The sequence below is a fragment of the Arenimonas oryziterrae DSM 21050 = YC6267 genome, from assembly GCF_000420545.1.
GTDB classification, from domain to species: domain Bacteria; phylum Pseudomonadota; class Gammaproteobacteria; order Xanthomonadales; family Xanthomonadaceae; genus Arenimonas; species Arenimonas oryziterrae.
The window spans coordinates 118,497-135,279 of record NZ_ATVD01000001.1 but is presented as its reverse complement, the minus strand read 5'-3'; the positions used below and the strand labels follow the sequence as shown (position 1 = coordinate 135,279).

General features: G+C 66.9%; 15 protein-coding genes. 12 read left to right on the top strand and 3 right to left on the bottom strand.

What is annotated here, in order from left to right; translation table 11 throughout:
* The first annotated feature begins 153 nt into the window (after positions 1-153).
* Both hisS and G467_RS0100590 read left to right on the top strand, forming a co-directional pair.
* Positions 154-1,527 carry a histidine--tRNA ligase gene (hisS, locus tag G467_RS0100595; RefSeq protein ID WP_022967793.1) on the top strand — a complete coding sequence of 458 codons (1,374 nt, stop codon included), beginning with the start codon at positions 154-156 and terminating at the stop codon, positions 1,525-1,527.
* A gap of 1 nt (position 1,528) precedes the next feature.
* Positions 1,529-3,424 carry an HAL/PAL/TAL family ammonia-lyase gene (locus tag G467_RS0100590; RefSeq protein WP_022967792.1) on the top strand — a complete coding sequence of 632 codons (1,896 nt, stop codon included), beginning with the start codon at positions 1,529-1,531 and terminating at the stop codon, positions 3,422-3,424.
* An 81-nt stretch (positions 3,425-3,505) separates the two neighbouring features.
* On the opposite strand, the gene G467_RS0100585 is transcribed toward G467_RS0100590, so the two are convergent.
* Positions 3,506-5,305 carry a sensor domain-containing diguanylate cyclase gene (locus G467_RS0100585; protein WP_162140736.1) on the bottom strand — a complete coding sequence of 600 codons (1,800 nt, stop codon included), beginning with the start codon at positions 5,303-5,305 and terminating at the stop codon, positions 3,506-3,508.
* Between the two features lie 131 nt (positions 5,306-5,436).
* Here G467_RS0100585 and G467_RS0100580 point away from each other — a divergent pair, with 131 nt between their 5' ends.
* The 10 genes from G467_RS0100580 to G467_RS0100535 all read left to right on the top strand — a co-directional run bounded on the left by G467_RS0100580 (position 5,437) and on the right by G467_RS0100535 (position 14,580).
* Positions 5,437-5,778, top strand: a complete 342-nt coding sequence (locus G467_RS0100580) for a YerC/YecD family TrpR-related protein (RefSeq protein WP_022967790.1) — start codon at positions 5,437-5,439, stop codon at positions 5,776-5,778.
* Positions 5,779-5,803: 25 nt separating this feature from the next.
* Positions 5,804-6,703 carry an ATP phosphoribosyltransferase gene (hisG, locus tag G467_RS0100575; protein ID WP_022967789.1) on the top strand — a complete coding sequence of 300 codons (900 nt, stop codon included), beginning with the start codon at positions 5,804-5,806 and terminating at the stop codon, positions 6,701-6,703.
* On the top strand, positions 6,700-7,998 hold the full coding sequence (gene hisD / locus G467_RS0100570; protein WP_022967788.1) for a histidinol dehydrogenase: 1,299 nt from the start codon (positions 6,700-6,702) through the stop codon (positions 7,996-7,998). The genes hisG and hisD overlap by 4 nt, the downstream gene beginning before the upstream one ends.
* Complete coding sequence (gene hisC / locus G467_RS0100565) at positions 7,995-9,083, top strand: histidinol-phosphate transaminase (RefSeq protein WP_022967787.1); 1,089 nt, start codon at positions 7,995-7,997, stop codon at positions 9,081-9,083. Before hisD ends, hisC begins: the two co-directional genes overlap by 4 nt.
* Positions 9,080-10,195, top strand: a complete 1,116-nt coding sequence (hisB, locus tag G467_RS0100560) for a bifunctional histidinol-phosphatase/imidazoleglycerol-phosphate dehydratase HisB (RefSeq protein WP_022967786.1) — start codon at positions 9,080-9,082, stop codon at positions 10,193-10,195. Before hisC ends, hisB begins: the two co-directional genes overlap by 4 nt.
* Entirely contained in the window at positions 10,192-10,785 is a 594-nt protein-coding gene (gene hisH, locus G467_RS0100555; RefSeq protein WP_022967785.1) for an imidazole glycerol phosphate synthase subunit HisH, read from the top strand. The genes hisB and hisH overlap by 4 nt, the downstream gene beginning before the upstream one ends.
* On the top strand, positions 10,782-11,516 hold the full coding sequence (locus G467_RS0100550; RefSeq protein WP_022967784.1) for a 1-(5-phosphoribosyl)-5-[(5-phosphoribosylamino)methylideneamino]imidazole-4-carboxamide isomerase: 735 nt from the start codon (positions 10,782-10,784) through the stop codon (positions 11,514-11,516). Before hisH ends, G467_RS0100550 begins: the two co-directional genes overlap by 4 nt.
* Positions 11,510-12,301, top strand: a complete 792-nt coding sequence (hisF, locus tag G467_RS0100545) for an imidazole glycerol phosphate synthase subunit HisF (RefSeq protein WP_022967783.1) — start codon at positions 11,510-11,512, stop codon at positions 12,299-12,301. Before G467_RS0100550 ends, hisF begins: the two co-directional genes overlap by 7 nt.
* Positions 12,298-12,900, top strand: a complete 603-nt coding sequence (gene hisIE, locus G467_RS0100540) for a bifunctional phosphoribosyl-AMP cyclohydrolase/phosphoribosyl-ATP diphosphatase HisIE (RefSeq protein WP_022967782.1) — start codon at positions 12,298-12,300, stop codon at positions 12,898-12,900. The genes hisF and hisIE overlap by 4 nt, the downstream gene beginning before the upstream one ends.
* Positions 12,901-12,984: 84 nt before the next feature.
* On the top strand, positions 12,985-14,580 hold the full coding sequence (locus G467_RS0100535) for a calcineurin-like phosphoesterase C-terminal domain-containing protein (protein ID WP_022967781.1): 1,596 nt from the start codon (positions 12,985-12,987) through the stop codon (positions 14,578-14,580).
* On the opposite strand, the gene G467_RS17245 is transcribed toward G467_RS0100535, so the two are convergent.
* Both G467_RS17245 and mtnC read right to left on the bottom strand, forming a co-directional pair.
* Entirely contained in the window at positions 14,577-16,091 is a 1,515-nt protein-coding gene (locus G467_RS17245) for a C13 family peptidase (protein WP_022967780.1), read from the bottom strand. The two genes, G467_RS0100535 and G467_RS17245, sit on opposite strands and share 4 nt — an antisense overlap.
* Positions 16,088-16,783 (bottom strand): acireductone synthase, encoded by a 696-nt coding sequence (gene mtnC / locus G467_RS0100525; protein ID WP_022967779.1) that lies wholly within the window; start codon positions 16,781-16,783, stop codon positions 16,088-16,090. Before mtnC ends, G467_RS17245 begins: the two co-directional genes overlap by 4 nt.

Here is a 16,783-nt window from a genome sequence, read left to right as displayed (position 1 = left end):
ATCGGACCCGGTTCAGGCAAGCGGGTTTGGGCATCGCCGCCACGATGAGGCGATGGTGGCTAAAATGCCCGTCTTTGCCCGCTCCTGCGTTGCCCGGCGTCCGTGCCGGTGGCGCGGTCGGCAGGCTCGTCCCGCATTCGAGGAGTTTCGGACTTGATCAAGCCCCGCACCCCGCCCGGCGTCATGGAGCTGTTGCCCCGCGACCAGATCGCCTTCCAGCGCATGCTCGACGTGATCCGCCGCAATTACGAGCGCTTCGGCTTCCTGCCGGTCGAGACGCCCGTGTTCGAACTCACCGACGTACTGCTGACCAAGACCGGCGGCGAAACCGAGCGCCAGGTGTATTTCGTGCAGTCGACCGGTGCCCTGGAACAGGGCGGCACGCCCGAACTCGCGCTGCGCTTCGACCTCACCGTGCCGCTCGCGCGCTATGTCGCCGAGCACGAGCACGATCTCGCGTTCCCGTTCCGTCGTTACCAGATGCAGCGCGTCTATCGCGGCGAACGTGCGCAGCGCGGTCGTTTTCGCGAGTTCTACCAGTGCGATATCGACGTCATCGGCAAGGACACGCTGTCCGTGCGCTACGACGCGGAAATGCCGGCTGTCATCCATGCCGTGTTCTCCGAACTGGGCATCGGCCCGTTCACCGTGCATCTGAACAACCGCAAGCTGCTGCGCGGTTTCTTCGAAGGCCTGGGCATTGCCGAAGGCGAGCAGCAGATGCTGGTGCTGCGCGAGGTCGACAAGATCGACAAGCGCGGTGCCGAGGCGGTGCGTGCGACCCTGGTCGGCGACGGCTTTTCGCTGGCCGACGCGGTGGCCGACAAGATCCTGGCCTTCGTGCAGGTCCGTTCGACTTCGCATGCCGATGCCCTGGCGCGTCTGGCGGCCTTGGGGCAGGGCAGCGAGATGCTCGCCCAAGGCATCGCCGAACTGCGCGACGTGCTTGAGCTGCTCAAGGCCTATGGCGTTCCGGAAAAAAACTACGCGCTGAATTTCTCCATCGCACGCGGCCTCGATTACTACACCGGCACCGTCTACGAAACCATCCTCGACGACTACCCGCAGATCGGCTCGATCTGCTCGGGCGGCCGCTACGAGAATCTCGCGAGCAGCTACACCAAGTCGAAACTGCCCGGTGTCGGCATTTCGATCGGTGCGACCCGACTGTTTTGGCAGCTGCGCGAAGCGGGCATCCTGAGTACCGCCGACAGTTCGGTCGAAGTGCTGGTCGGCCTCATGGACGAAGCGCGCCTGGGCGATTCGCTCGAAATCGCCGGTCTGCTGCGCGCGGGCGGCATCCACACCGAGGTGCAGCTGGAGGCGAAAAAGATCGCCAAGCAATTCCAGTACGCCGATCGTGCCGGCATCCGCTTCATGGTGCTGTATGGCGAGGCCGAGGCCGAACGCGGCGTGGTTACGGTCAAGGACCTGCGCCGGCAGGAACAATTCGAGGTGCCGCGCGGCGAGCTCGTCGCGGCCCTGAAAGTCGAACTCGAACAGCAGCGTGCGCTGCAAGGACGCTGACATGAAGCCGATCCATCTCGATGGTCGTTCCCTCACGCGCGAGCAGGTCGTTGCGGTCGCGTACGGCGCGTCCGTCGAACTCGACGCCGCGCAGCTGCTGAAAGTCCAGCGCGCCGCCGACTTCCTCGCGGAACAGGTGCGTCTGCAGGAGCCGATCTACGGCGTTTCCACCGGCTTCGGCAGCAATGCCGACAAGCTGCTCGGCTCGCGCCGCGTGCGCGACGGTCTGCCGGGCGCGACGGCGAACGAAGAAAGCCTGCTCGACGAACTGCAGCGCAACCTGATCATCACCCACGCGGTCTGCGTGGGCGAGCCGTTTGCGCCCGAGGTCGTGCGCGCGATGCTGGTGATCCGCATCAACACCCTGATGCGCGGGCATTCCGGCATCCGCGTGAGCACGCTCAAGGCGCAGGCCGACCTGCTCAATGCCGGCATCGTGCCGGTGGTACCGCAGAAGGGTTCGGTCGGTGCGAGCGGCGATCTTGCGCCGCTGTCGCATTTGGCGATCGTGCTGCTCGGCGGCGGCGAAGCCTTTTATCTGGGCGAGCGCATGCCGGGGGCCGAGGCGCTCAAGCGCGCCGGCCTGCAGCCGGTCACCTTGTCGCACAAGGAAGGCCTGGCACTGAACAACGGTACCGCCCAGATGCTTGCCACCGGCGTGCTCGCGGTGAACAAGCTCGAGGAGTTGTGCGATACCGCCGATCTCGCCGCCGCGATGACCATCGATGCCTTCGCCGGCCGCGTGCGCGCGTTCGACGAACAGGTGCACGCCCTGCGTCCGCATCCGGGCCAGGTCGCGGCCGCCGCACATCTGCGCGAGCTGCTGCAAGGCTCGACGCTGGCGGACATCGCCTACCACCTCGTGCCGCGCTTCCGTTCCTGGCTGCCGGGCAGCTGGACGACGCCGGAACAGCAGTCGCTGGCTTTCGATATCGGTTGGGATTGGGTGCCGCTGTCGCAGCGCCATGGCCGCGAGCGTTTCTATCAGCGATTCAAACCTTTCCGCGGCGGCAAGAAGCATCAGCCGCAGGACAGCTATTCGTTGCGTTGTGTGCCGCAGGTGCACGGCGCGGTGCGCGATGCCCTCGCGCAGGCGCAGCGCGTGCTGGATGTCGAGCTCAATTCGGTCACCGACAATCCGTTGCTGTTCCCCGACATGACGGGCGCGCGCTTCGTCGAAGACCAGGTGGTTTCCGCCGGTCATTTCCACGGCATGCCGCTGGCCCTGGCGATGAGCTATCTCAAGGCGGCGATCCCGGTGCTCGCCTCGATCTCGGAGCGACGCCTCAACAAGCTCGTCGATCCGGCGACCAATGACGGCCTGCCGCCGTTCCTGATCGGCAACGAGGACGGCACCGAAAGCGGTTTCATGATCGTGCAGTACACCGCGGCCGCCATCGTCAACGATCTGTGCAGTCGCGCGCATCCCGCGTCGGTGTATTCGATTCCGACCAGCGCCAATGCCGAGGACCACGTCTCGATGGGCGCCAACGAGGCGCGTCACGTGCTCGACATGGTGTCCGATCTGTCGCGCGTGCTCGCGCTGGAGATCTACACCGCCGCTCAGGCGCTCGACTATCGTCGCGATATGATCAATGCCGCGCGCGAGCTTGCCCGTGTCGGCGACGCCGAAGCGCTGGCAGCGAAAGTGCAGGGCGCGCCTTTGCCGGGCAGTGCCGATCGCACGGTGCTGTTGGCCGAAGTCGAAGCCTTGCGCGTCGAGCTGGCGGCGGCGCCCGAGTTCCAACCCGCGAAAGCCGTCAACGCCGCTCTGGTGCGCCTGCGCCAGGACATCGCGTTCATGGGCACCGACCGCGCGATGGACGGCGATGTGGCGAAAGCCGTGTCCCTGGTCGAGCAGGGTGAGCTGCTGAGCGCGGCCCGCGCGGCGACCTGATTCCCGCCCGTCGGTGTAGGAGCCAGCTTGCTGGCGATTGGATGTGATCGCCAGCAAGCTGGCTCCTACGCAATCGACGGGTCAGCTTTTGTTGGCGGCGTGCACGCGATTGCGACCATTGTTCTTGGCCACGTAAAGCGCGTCGTCGGCCTGATGCAGGGCGTCGTCAGGGTTGAAGCTGAAGCCCAGCGGGATGCTGAAGGTGCCGATGCTGGCGGTGATGACGATTTCCTTGCCCCCGTAGCGCACGGGCTCGGAGCCGATGCGCCGGCGCAGGCGTTCGGCGATTTCCTGCACGCGCGCCGCCGTCGCCGACGGCAGCACCACGACGAATTCTTCGCCGCCGAAGCGCGCCACCACGGCGTTGTCGGCCGCGACTTCGGTCTGCAGTCGTTGCGACAGCACGCGCAGGCATTCGTCGCCGGCGAGATGGCCGAAGGTGTCGTTGACCTTCTTGAAATGATCCAGATCGATCAGCAGCACGCCCATCGGCTGTCGCGTCTCGGCAGCCTGGTGCAACAGGTGTTCGAAGACTTCGCGGAAATGCCGGCGGTTGAACACGCCGGTCAGGACGTCGCGGCGGTTGGATTCGCGCAGGCGGGCATTGGCGTCGGCCAGTTGTTCGAGCGCCGAGCTCAGCTCCGCGGTGCGCCGCGAGACATTGCGCTCGAGCTGTTCATTGGCCTCGCGTACCACGCGTTCGTTTTCGGTGCGCAGGTTCGCGTAGCGGTAGGCGAGGGCGAACGACAGCAGGATCATCTCCATCGCCGAGCCGACCTGGATGCCGTATTCGGTGACGAACACCTTGCTCACCAGGCCGGCCGACACCGACGCATACATCGCTGTGCCCAGCAGCAGCATCGCCCAGGCGACCAGGAACAGGCGCGCCGGGCGGTAGCCGTTGCGGATGGCGTGGAAAGCCTGGTACAGCACGATCAGCACGCCCGGGAAGACGCTGTACGTCAGGGGCTGCACGGCGACGCGATAGTCGACCCACAGCGAGGCGACGGCGGCGATCGCGTAGCAGTAGATGAATCCACGCGAGATCCAGTCGCCGAGCGGCCAGCGTTCCTTGAGTTCGAGGAACACGCGAGCGAACTGGTGCATCGCCATCTGCGAAAAGCACATCGACAGCGGGATCGCGAGGTTCGCCAGCTTGGGCTGGTTCGGCCACAGGTATTCGAACGCCAAGCCGTTGAGGCAGAACAGCACCAGGCCGAAGCCCGAGATGTGGCACATGTACCAGAAGTGGCTGCTGTCGCGCAGCGAGATCCACAGCACGAGGTTGTAGAAGAACAAGGCAAACAGAATGCCGTCGTAAAGGCCGATGCCGAGCTGCGCATCGCGCTCCATCTCGGCGAAGGCGCTGAACGTGTACAGGGCGAGCGGTGCCTGCATCGAACTCTTGCTCGAGGCGCGCACCAGCAATTCCACTTCGGTGCGCTGCGGCAGATCGACCCAGAAATTGGGCTGCCGGAAACGGATCGCGCGCGAGGTGAAAGGCAGCATGTCGCCCGAGGCGAGGTGATCGACTCGGCCGTCGGGATAGCGCAGGTAGACGTCGATGTTGTCGAGCAGCGGGTACTGCAGCACGAGCAGCCAGCGCTGTTCGGTATTGCTCTCGTTGAACAGGCGCGAATGGAACCAGAACGCTTGTTCGTCGCGGAAGCCGAAGGTCGCATCGCCTTTCGGCAGTCGCTGGAATCCGCCCTGGGCGGCCAGCTGGAACAAGGTGGTGGCGTCGGCGCGTCCGTCGGGGTCGGTGCGATAGCCCACGTAGGGAGACAGCGGCAGATGAGTCAGCCCGGCCTCGAGCTCGGCCCGCGGGATATCGTCCGCCCGCACGGGGGCGCTGAAGCACAGCAGCCCCAGGACGATCACGCCGGCGATCCGCAACAAGTCTCTGAAAAGCACGCGATTCCCCCCTGCGCACACCTTAACGGGGGCCGGGTGGCTTGGCTACGGGAGGTTCCGAGCTTGATAATGTAATAACGCGCTGTTACATTAATACAATGAAACGCAAAGATACCGGCCATGCCCCCCTGTCCCCTGCGGTCCGCGAACGCGGTCCCGAGGGACTGGATCGCCTGCTGGACGCGCTGCTGTCGCTGCGCACGCCGGCGGAACTGCGGGCCTTCCTCGAAGACCTGTGCACGCCGGCCGAACTCGAGGCCATCGCCGACCGCTGGCGCGTCGTTCCTCTGTTGCTAGAGGACGTGCCGTACCGCGAGATCCACGACCGCACCGGCGTGAGCGTGACGACGATCGGGCGCATCGCCCGCTGTCTGGACCTGGGGGCCGGTGGCTACCGCATCGCCGCCGACCGCGTTCTCGACGACTCCTCTTCCCACTGATTCATTCGTACAAGGACACCGCGTCATGCGGACGCACGACCGTTTGCGCATCGCCATCCAGAAATCCGGACGTCTGTCCGATCCCGCTCGCGACCTGCTCGCGCGGGCGGGATTGAGCTTCCGCGAGAGCCGCGATCGCCTGTTCTGCTACGGCGAGTCGCTGCCGATCGACCTGTTGCTGGTACGCGACGACGACATTCCCGGACTTATCGCCGAAGGCGTGTGCGATCTGGGCGTGGTCGGACAGAACGTGCTCGCCGAACAGGCGGCCGAACGCGAAGCCGCGGGTCAGGACGAGGCTTACCAGATCGTTCGTTCCCTGGGCTTCGGTCGCTGCCGCCTGTCGGTCGCGGTGCCCAACGAATGGGAGTGGTCGGGCAACGCCCGTCTCGACGGTACGCGCATCGCGACGAGCTATCCGAACCTGCTCACGCGCTGGTTGCGCGAGCAGGGCATCGCGGCTGAGGCGGTCGTGCTGTCGGGGTCGGTGGAGATCGCGCCGCGCCTGGGCAAGGCCGAATCGATCTGCGACCTGGTGTCTTCGGGCGCCACGCTGCAGGCGAACCAGCTCAAGGAAGTCGCGGTGATCCTCGAGAGCGAAGCGGTGCTGGCCGGTCCGGCCAAACCCTTCGCCGATGTCCGCGCAGATCTCGCGAGCATGTTGCTGCGCCGCCTCGACGGCGTGCTCAGCGTCAAGGCCAGCAAGTTGTTGTTGTTCCAGGCCAAGCGCAGCGCGCTGTCGGAAATCATGAAGCTGCTGCCCGATGCCGAACCGCCGACTGTCATGCCGATCGAGGGCCGCAGTGAGGAGGTCGCGCTGCAGGCGTTGTGCCGCACTGCGATGACCTGGCAGCGGCTGGAAGACATGAAACGCGCCGGCGCCTCGGGCCTGCTCGTCCTGCCCGTGGAGCAAATGCTGGCATGAAGACGGTGATCTGGTCGCAATTGGAGGCGGACGCGCAGACGCGATTGTTGCAGCGGCCCGCGTCGACGACGTCCGCCGAACTCGATGCCGCCGTCGCGCGCATCATCGAGCAGGTACGTGCCGACGGCGACGTGGCGTTGCGGGCGCTGACGCGTCGCTACGATGGCGTGGAGATCGCGGACTTCCGCGTCACCGACGCGGAATTCGCCGATGCCGAACGCGAGGTCGACGCGCCGCTGAAACAGGCGATGACCGAAGCGCGCGAGCGCCTGCTGGCCTGGCACCGCGCCGGCATGGCGAGCGAGTTCGAGATCGACACGGCCGAGGGCGTGCGCTGCGGGCGCCTGCTGCGCGGCATCGGGCGCGTTGGTCTGTATGTGCCGGCCGGCTCCGCGCCGCTGCCCTCGACGGCTCTGATGCTGGGCGTGCCGGCGACGCTCGCCGCGTGCGAGGACGTCGTGCTGTGCACACCGCCGCGCGCCGATGGCCGCGCCGATCCTTCCGTGTTGGTTGCCGCGCGCCTGTGCGGCATTTCGCGCGTATACAAATGCGGCGGCGCGCAGGCAATTGCAGCGATGGCGTTCGGTACCGAGTCGATTCCCGCCTGCGACAAACTATTCGGCCCGGGCAATGCGTTCGTCACCGCAGCGAAGCGGCAGGTGTCGACGGTGTCCGGCGGGCCGGCGATCGATATGCCGGCGGGACCGTCGGAAGTGCTGGTCATCGCCGATGCGGGAGCGCCGCCGGCACATGTCGCCGCCGATCTGCTGTCGCAGGCCGAACACGGCCCGGACTCGCAGGTGCTGCTGCTCACCGATGCGCCCGAGCTGATCGCGCCAGTGCAGCACGCCCTGGAATCGCAGCTCGCGGCGCTGCCGCGTGCCGACATCGCGCGACGCGCGCTCGACCATGCGCGCCTGATCGTTGTCGATACGCTGGCAACGGCGTTCGCGATCAGCAACCGCTATGCGCCCGAACACCTGATCCTGTCCCTGCGCCGGCCGCGCGAAGGCTTGTCGCAGGTGCGGGCTGCCGGTTCGGTGTTCCTCGGCGACTATGCGCCGGAATCGCTCGGCGACTATTGCTCGGGCACCAACCACGTGCTGCCGACGAATGGCGCCGCACGCGCCTATTCGGGCGTGTCCGTGGCGAGTTTCCAGACCAGCATCAGCGTGCAGGAAGTCAGCCGTGCCGGTCTGGCAGCCATCGGACCCTGCGCGGTGACCCTGGCGCGCGCTGAAGGCCTGGAAGCGCATGCGCAGGCGGTGCTGATCCGGCTGGGAGAGCGTGTATGAGCCCGGTGCTCGATCTCGTGCGTGACGACCTGCGCGACTTCGCCGGTTACTCGTCCGCGCGTCGCACGACCGTCAGCGGCAGCATCTGGCTCAATGCCAACGAATCGCCCTGGGTGTCGCCGGCCGATCCGGGACTGGCGCTGAACCGCTATCCCGAGCCGCAACCGGTGTTGCTGCGCGAACGACTCGCACGCCTGTATGGCGTCGCCACGCCGCAACTGCTGATCACCCGCGGCAGCGACGAAGGCATCGACCTGCTGGTGCGCGCGTTCTGTCGCGCCGGCCAGGATGGCGTGCTGATTGCGCCGCCGACTTTCGGCATGTATGCCGTCTGCGCGCGTGTGCAGAATGCGCCGCTGCATGAGGTCGCACTGATCGACGATGGCGATCGCTGGTCGCTGGACGTCGAGCGGGTCATCGAACGTGTCGCCACTCAGCCCATCCGGCTGGTGTTTCTGTGCTCGCCGGCGAACCCGACCGGCCAGGCGCTACCGACCGCCGACATCCGGCGATTGGCGCTCGCGCTGCGCGGACGCGCCGTGCTGGTCATCGACGAGGCCTATGCGGAATTCTCGCCGGTCGATTCTGCGATCGGCCTGCTCGCGGAGTTCGACCATCTCGTCGTGCTGCGCACGCTGTCCAAGGCCTACGCCTTGGCGGGTGCGCGCGTGGGCAGTGTCATCGCTGCGCCGGACCTGATCGGCGTGCTGCGCAATCTCGCGGCGCCGTACCCGGTGCCGGCACCCTCGGCCGCCCTGGCCTTGGCCGCACTCGAACCGGAAGCGGCGGCCGCCGCGCGCAGCCGCGTGCAGACCACGATCGCCGAGCGTGGTCGTGTCGAAACGGCCTTGCGCTCGGCGCCGGGCGTCACGCACGTCTATGCGTCTGCCGGCAACTATCTGCTGCTGCGATTTCAGGATGCCGAGGCGGCCTTCCAGCGCCTGCTCGCCGCCGGCGTGGTCGTGCGCGACATGCGCGCGAACCCAGTGCTCGCCGATGCGCTGCGCATCAGCATCGGCAGTCCCGCCGAGAACGAGGCCCTGATCGCGGCGCTCGCCACGTTGAAGTCGGGGAGGGCGGCATGAACCGGATTCTTTTCATCGATCGCGACGGCGTCCTGATCGAGGAGCCCGCGGATTTCCAGATCGATCGCTACGAAAAGTTCCGCCTGGTCGAAGGCGTCGTGCCGGCGCTGTTGAAACTGCGCGACGCCGGTTTCGCCTTCGTCATGGTCAGCAATCAGGATGGATTGGGCACAGCGAGTTTCCCGCGCGCGGACTTCGAGGGGCCGCAGGCGCTGCTGCTGCAGATTCTCGCCTCGCAGGGCATCGTGTTTCGCGAGGTGCTCATCGACGAGCACCTTCCCAACGACAATTCCCCGAACCGCAAGCCGGGCATCGGCATGGTCATGCACTATTTGCGCGATCGGAACATCGATCTGGCGAGCAGTGCGATGGTCGGCGACCGCGAGACCGATATGCAGTTCGCCACGAATCTCGGTGTGCGCGGGTTCCGTTTCGGGCCCGGGGCCTACGACTGGGCCGGGATCGCCCATGCGCTGGCCGACGCGCCGCGTATCGGCCGCAGCGAACGGCAGACGAAAGAGACGCGCATCGAAGTTGAAATCGACCTCGACCGCGCGGCCGACGCGACTGTCGCCACCGGCCTGGGTTTTTTTGACCACATGCTCGAACAGCTCGGCAAGCACGGCGGTTTCGCCCTGCAGTTGCGCTGCGCCGGCGATCTGCACATCGACGAACACCACACGGTCGAGGACTGCGGCCTCGCGATCGGCACCGCTCTGCGCCAGGCGCTCGGCGACAAACGCGGCATCGGTCGCTATGGCGCGGCACCGGACACCGATGCCGAACAGATGACGCCGGGCGCGGGCCGGCTCGGCCTGTCGCTGCCGATGGATGAGACGGTGGCGAGTGCGGTACTGGATTTTTCCGGTCGTCCGTACTTCGTGTTCGAAGGCCGGTTTCCGCGCGACAACGTCGGCGAACTGCCGACCGAACTCGTGCCGCATTTCTTCCGCTCTTTGTGCGAGACCGCCGGCCTGAATCTGCATCTTGCAGTGCGCGGCGAAAACGCGCATCACATGGTCGAAGCCTGTTTCAAGGTCGTCGCACGCGCGCTGCGGCAGGCGGTGCGGCGCGAGGGTGGTGATCTGCCGAGCACCAAGGGCGTGTTGTGACGCCGCGTCTGGTCCTGCTCGATTCGGGCGGTGCCAACCTCGGTTCGGTGCAGGCCGCGTTTGCGCGCTTGGGCGTCGACGCGCCGGTGAGTTCTACGGCGGCGACGATCCGTGCTGCGACGCATGTGATCCTGCCCGGAGTCGGTGCCGCAGCTGCCGCGATGTCGCGATTGCGCGAGAACGGCCTGGACAAGCTCATCCCGACGCTGACGCAACCGTTGCTCGGCATCTGCGTGGGCATGCAGCTGCTGTTCGAATCCTCCGACGAAGGCGACACCGAATGCCTGGGCCTGCTGCCCGGCCGCGTGGCGCATCTGCGCGCGCAGCCGGGGGTGCGCGTGCCGCACATGGGCTGGAACCAGCTGCAAACCACGCGCACGCATCCGCTGACCGAGGGTCTGGATGCCGCCTGGGTCTATTTCGTGCACAGCTATGCCGCGCCGACGGCGGCCGCCACCGTGGCCGATTGCACGCATGGTGCGGCGTTCAGTGCCGTCGTCGCGGCGGACCGGGTCATGGGCGCGCAGTTCCATCCCGAACGCTCCAGCGGCGCCGGCGCGCGCCTGCTGCGGAATTTCCTCGCGCTATGAACGACGACTTCCTTGTTCTGCCTGCGATCGACGTCCGTCAGGGACGCGTGGTGCGCTTGAACCAGGGCGACTATGCCCGCGAGACCGTTTACGGCGAATCGCCGCTGACGCTGGCACAGGACTATGCGGCCGCGGGTTCGCGCTGGCTGCATCTGGTCGACCTCGACGCGGCCCGGGCCGGCGGCTACACGCTGCTGCCTCTGCTCAGAGAGATCGGCGCCGATCTGCAGGTCCAGACCGGAGGCGGCGTGCGCAGCGAGGCCGATGTCGAAGCGCTGCTCGAGGCCGGTGCGGCGCGCGTGGTCGTGGGCACGCTTGCCGTGCGCGAACCCGAGCGCGTGCTCGCCTGGATCGCGCGCTTCGGGGCGCAGCGCATCACCCTGGCCTTGGACACGCGCGCGGACGACGACGGCGAATGGCGGTTGTCGGCGGCGGGATGGACGGAAGCCTCGCCCTGGCGTCTGGCCGACCTGCTGCAACGTTATGCCGATGCCGGGCTCGTGCATTTGCTGTGCACCGACATCGCGCGCGACGGCATGTTGTCGGGCTTCAATCTGTCGCTGTATCGCTGGCTGTCGCAGACCTGGCCGGCCCTGCGGATACAGGCATCGGGTGGCGTGCGCAGTCTCGACGACATCCGTGCGGCCAGAGCGGCCGGCGCGGGTGCCGCGATCCTGGGCCGCGGTCTGCTCGAAGGAAAATTTGCGCTGACGGAGGCCCTGGCATGTTGAGTCGCCGGCTGATTCCGTGTCTGGACGTGCGCGATGGCGAGGTCGTCAAGGGCGTGCGCTTTCGCGACCATGTGGTCATGGGTGCGATCGAGGACCTCGCCTTGCGCTATCGCGACGAAGGCGCCGACGAACTGGTGTTCTACGACATCACCGCGAGTCCGCAGGGTCGTTCGGTCGACCGGCGCTGGATCGAGCGCGTGGCCCGGCTCATCGATATCCCGTTCTGCGTGGCGGGCGGCATTCGCAGTGTCGAGCAGGCGCGCGAGGTCCTCGCGGCCGGCGCCGACAAGATTTCGATCAACTCGCCGGCGCTGGAGAACCCCGCGCTAATCGGCGAGCTGGCCACGGCCTTCGGCGTGCAATGCGTGGTCGTGGGGGTCGACAGCCTCGCCGATGCCGATGGCGTCTGGCGCGTGCGTCAGTACACCGGCGATCCGGAAAAGACGCGCGCGCTGGCCAAGGAAACGCTCGACTGGATCGTCGAGGCGGTGTCGCGCGGTGCCGGCGAGATCGTGCTCAATTGCATGGGCTCGGATGGCGAACGGCGAGGCTATGACATCGCGCAGCTGCGAGCGGTGCGGGCCGTGTGCGCGGTGCCCCTGGTGGCGTCGGGCGGGGCGGGCGCGAAAGAGGATTTCGCGGCGGTCTTCGCCGAGGCCGATGTGGATGCTGCGCTCGCCGCCAGCGTTTTCCACAGTGGCGCCTTGCCGATTCCCGTGCTCAAGGACTATCTGCGCCGCGAAGGCTTCCACATCCGCACTGATTCTCCCGGGACGTTCCCATGACCCTCGACGACATCGCCCGCCTCGACTGGAACAAGCAGGGCGGCCTCTTGCCCGCGATCGTTCAGGACGCCGGCAATGGCCGCGTGCTCATGCTCGGCTACATGAATGCCGAAGCGCTGACGAAAACCATCGCCGAGCGTCGCGTGACGTTTTTCAGCCGCAGCCGTCAGCGGCTGTGGACCAAGGGCGAAACCAGCGGACACATCCTCGAGCTGGTATCGCTGGAAGCGGACTGCGACGGCGACACCTTGCTCGTTCAGGTCACGCCCCGCGGCGACACCTGCCATCTCGCGCGGGTCAGCTGTTTCGAACACGCGCCGGCGAACTTCCTTGCCGATCTCGATGCGCTGATCGCGCAGCGCGAACGCGAACGGCCCGAGGGCAGCTACACCACACGCCTGTTCGAGGCCGGCGTGCGCCGGATTGCGCAGAAGGTCGGCGAGGAGGGCGTCGAAACCGCGCTCGCGGGTGTCGTCCAGGACGATGCGGCCTTGCTGGGCGAAGCCGCGGACCTGGTCTATCACCTGGCCGTGCTGCTGCGCGCACGCGGTCTGGCGCTGGCCGATGCGGTGCAGGTGCTCGACAGCCGTCACCGTTAGGCACGCCGGCCCCGGGCCCTTGGGTGGACTTGGGTAGGAACTCCGGCCCGGGGCGGCGATAATCGCCGCCTGCCCGGAGGATCCATGCGCGTATTCCTGTCGCTTTGCCTTGTCTGTCTGTCCACGCCTGCCTTTGCCCTGGCGCCACCCTGCAACAGCGGCACCGTTTACGAAGATCGCAACGGCAATGGACAACGCGATGCGGGAGAGCATGGTCTGGCCGGCATCCGGGTTTCCGATGGCCAGCACATCGTCAGCACCGACGCGCAGGGCGCCTACCATCTCGGTGTCGATGGGGTGCGCAGCAGTTTCGTGATCAAGCCGGCGGGGTATCGCGCCGCGCTGCGTCCGGACGGCCTGCCCGACACCTGGCGCACGATCCAGTACCAGACGCCACCGACGCTTCGTTTCGGCGGCGTGCCGCAGGCCTTTCCGATGTGCCGCGACTACGGTCTGCAGCGCGAGCGCAAGCCCGCGAAAGCGATGGACGTGCTGCTGTTCGGCGATCCGCAGCCCAAATCCACGATCGACGTCGGCTACTACGAACGCGACATCGTCGCGCCGCTGGTCGGACATACGCCGGCCCGCCTGGGCCTGACGATGGGTGATCTGGTCAACGACGACCTGTCGCTGTATCCCGCGCTCAAGGCGGTCGATGCCAAGCTCGGACTGCCGTGGCTGCATACGCCGGGCAATCACGATCTCGATTTCGATGCTGTTCGCGACGAGGATTCGCTGCAGAGTTTCCGTCAGGCCTTCGGTCCCGACACCTATGCCTGGGAAGAGCCGCAGGCGAACTTCATCGTGCTCGACGACGTGATCTACCGTCCGGGACAGAAGCCGGCGTACGTCGGCGGGCTGCGCGAGGATCAGTTCGCGTTCCTGGAAGCCTATCTCGCGGGCGCCGATCCCGGCCGGCTGCTGGTGATCTCGGTGCACATCCCGTTCTTCGACGATGCCGCCCCCGGCGTGGAAACGTTCCGCCGCGCGGACCGCACACGCTTGTTCGGACTGCTGCGCAAGTTTCCACGCGTGCTGTTGCTGAGTGCGCATACGCATGCGCAGAAACATTATTTCCACGGTCCCGAGAACGGCTGGCTGGGTGCGCAGCCGCTGCACGAGTTCAATGTCGGCGCCGCCTGCGGCGCCTACTGGTCGGGCGTGAAGGACGCCGACGGCATCCCGTCCGCGACGATGGCCGACGGCACGCCCAACGGCTACGCGGTGCTGTCGCTCACGGCGAAGGACTACCGTCTGCGCTGGTTCCCCGCACGCGGTCCGGAATCGGCCCAGATCGGCCTGCACGCGCCGAAGGTGCTGCGACGCGGCGCGTATCCGGCTTACGGCGTGTTCGCGAACTACTACATGGGCGATGCGCAGTCGCGCGTGGAATACCGCATCGACGAGGGCGAGTGGAAGCCGATGGTCCGCGTCGTGCAGGCCGATCCGGCGATGCTCGCCGAGAACATCGCCGACGATCTCGCGCCGGGCCTGCGCGGTTTCGACCGCAGCCCGGAAGCCGAAGCCTCGGTGCATCTGTGGCGCGGCGCCTTGCCGACGACGCTGGCCGCCGGCGAGCATCGCATCGAGGTGCGCGCGTTCGATCGCTGGCGCGGCGAAGTGCGCGCGAGCTCAAGCTACCGCTTGGACGAGACCGGTGCCGGAGCGGGTAACCGCTAGCGTTTTTCGTTCGACTTGCTGTCGTCTTCGATTTTCGACGCCGGCACAGCCGGCACGAAAGGCACGGGTTCGGACGGCGCCAGCGTGGCCCGCCAGGCATCCAGACGCGCGCCGATGAGGGCGCCCTCGCTGATCTGCGGCGAGGACGGCGTGTAGTCCTCGGCCAGTTCCCACTCGCGCACGCGGCGACTCGCGATGGCATAGGCCTCGCGGAAATCGCTGCTGTGATTCAGGCCGTCGGCGAGGAAGGCCTTGCCGAACCAGGTGATGTCGGAGCTGTTGCCGCAGCCGAACGAACTGCGGTCGCGGCGCGAGGCCGTGATCACCAGCGTATGCGCATCGCGCAGCGCATCGATGAAACCGCCGGAGAAACACGCCGACACGACCACGACGCGCCAGCGGATGCCGGCATCGTCGAGCGCGCTGCGCAGATCGCGCGGGGTGATCTGCTGCAGGGGCAGGTCGCCCAGTTGGACGAATAGTTCATGCTCGCGACTGCCGTGGCTGGTGAGGAAAAGCAGCAGCACGTCCTCGCGCGTATCCATGCGACGGGCGACGTCGGCCAGACCCGTGCGCAGATTGTAGAGCGTCGCCAGCGGCACTTGGTCGGTCGTCAACGGCGAGTTGATCAGCGGCAGGATCCGTCCCTGCGCATTGAAACGCGCGGAGACGAGCTTGTCGAAAAACTCGACCTCGTTGCGGAACACCGCCTCCTCGCCGTCGCCGGCAAAGCCGACGGCGTACAGATCGACCTTGCCCGGCGTCTGCGCGCGCAGTGTGCCGGTCGCGGCTTTCAGGCGCGCCGGTTGTTCGGCCAGCAGGCGGCGGTCGTTCTCGCTGAGGCCGGTGCGCGCGAGTTCGGCTGGCGAGATCGGCGGTTTGGTGGGCGAGGGCGCGGAGTCGGGCAACGCGTCGGCAGGCAGGGGCGCGTCTTCCGTCGCCACGTCCTCGTCGGAAAACCACAACCAGGCGACCTGATGCTGGTTCCAGGGCGCCGCCAGCAGCCCCCAGGCCAGACAGGTGACGGCGAGGCGTCGTGCGAAGGACGCTTCGCCGGCGATCGTGCCGAACACGCGCAGCAAGACCGCCCACAGGGCCACGCCGATGAGGAGCAGGCAGGCGCCGAGCCGGATGGGTTCGGCGTCGACGAACCGATAGGCCAGTTCCTGTTGCAGCACGCTCCACGGCAGGCTCGCGGCCAGCATCACGCTACCCAGGCTCAGCCACATCGCCGGTCGCAGGAGCAGCTTGGCCGACAGCCAGGCAACCATCAGCACGGCCAGAAACCAGCCGCCGTGCAGGCCCAGATTGTCGGCGATGAAATGATGCGTGCCCTCGGTCAGGCGCCAGTCCTGCACTTCGAAGGCCAGCAAGGACACGAGCATCAGCACGAGAAATCCGCTGAAATCCACCGCTGCGATGCGGGTATCGGGCCGGCGGAACAGCGCCAGCGACAATCCCTGGCCGAGCAGTCGAACGCTCCCGCGCAGGTCGTTGTCGCTCGCATTCAAACGACGATCCCGTCGAACGACACGCTGCGCGCATGCCCGTGCGTCGCTTCGCCGAGGCGGGGTTCGGCATAGTCCTCGCGGCGATCGATGAGCACCGTGTCGAGACCGGCTTCGCGCGCGGCATCGAGTTCCTCGACGACGTCGGAAAGAAAGATCACCTGATCGGCGGGCAGGGCCAGGGCATCGAGGATGTTGCGGTAGCTGCGCACTTCGCGCTTGCCGCCGACTTCGGTGTCGAAGAAGCCAGAAAACAGCGGCGTCAAGTCACCGGCCGTCGTGTGGCCGAACAGCAAACGTTGCGCCGGCACCGAGCCCGACGAATACACGTACAGCGGATGGCCGGCGGCATACCAGGCTTGCAGCGCGGTCACCGCATCGGCATACACATGCGCGGCATAGTCGCCGTCGGCATAGCCGCGCTTCCACAGCATGCCCTGCAGGGCCTTGAGCGCAGTGTGCTTGCGGTCGGCATCGATCCAGTCGATGAGCGTCGCGACCAGGAGGTCGTCGCCGAAGTCTTCGCCGCCCAGTTCCAGCTGCACCTGTTCCAGCCAGTGCCGCACCTTCGGGTCGTCGGCGTGTTCGCGCACGAAGCCGGGCAGTTCGCGGCGCGCGTACGGAAACAGCACGTCCTTGACGAAGGAAATCGAGCTCGTGGTGCCTTCGATGTCGGTAAGAATGGTTTTTTTCAT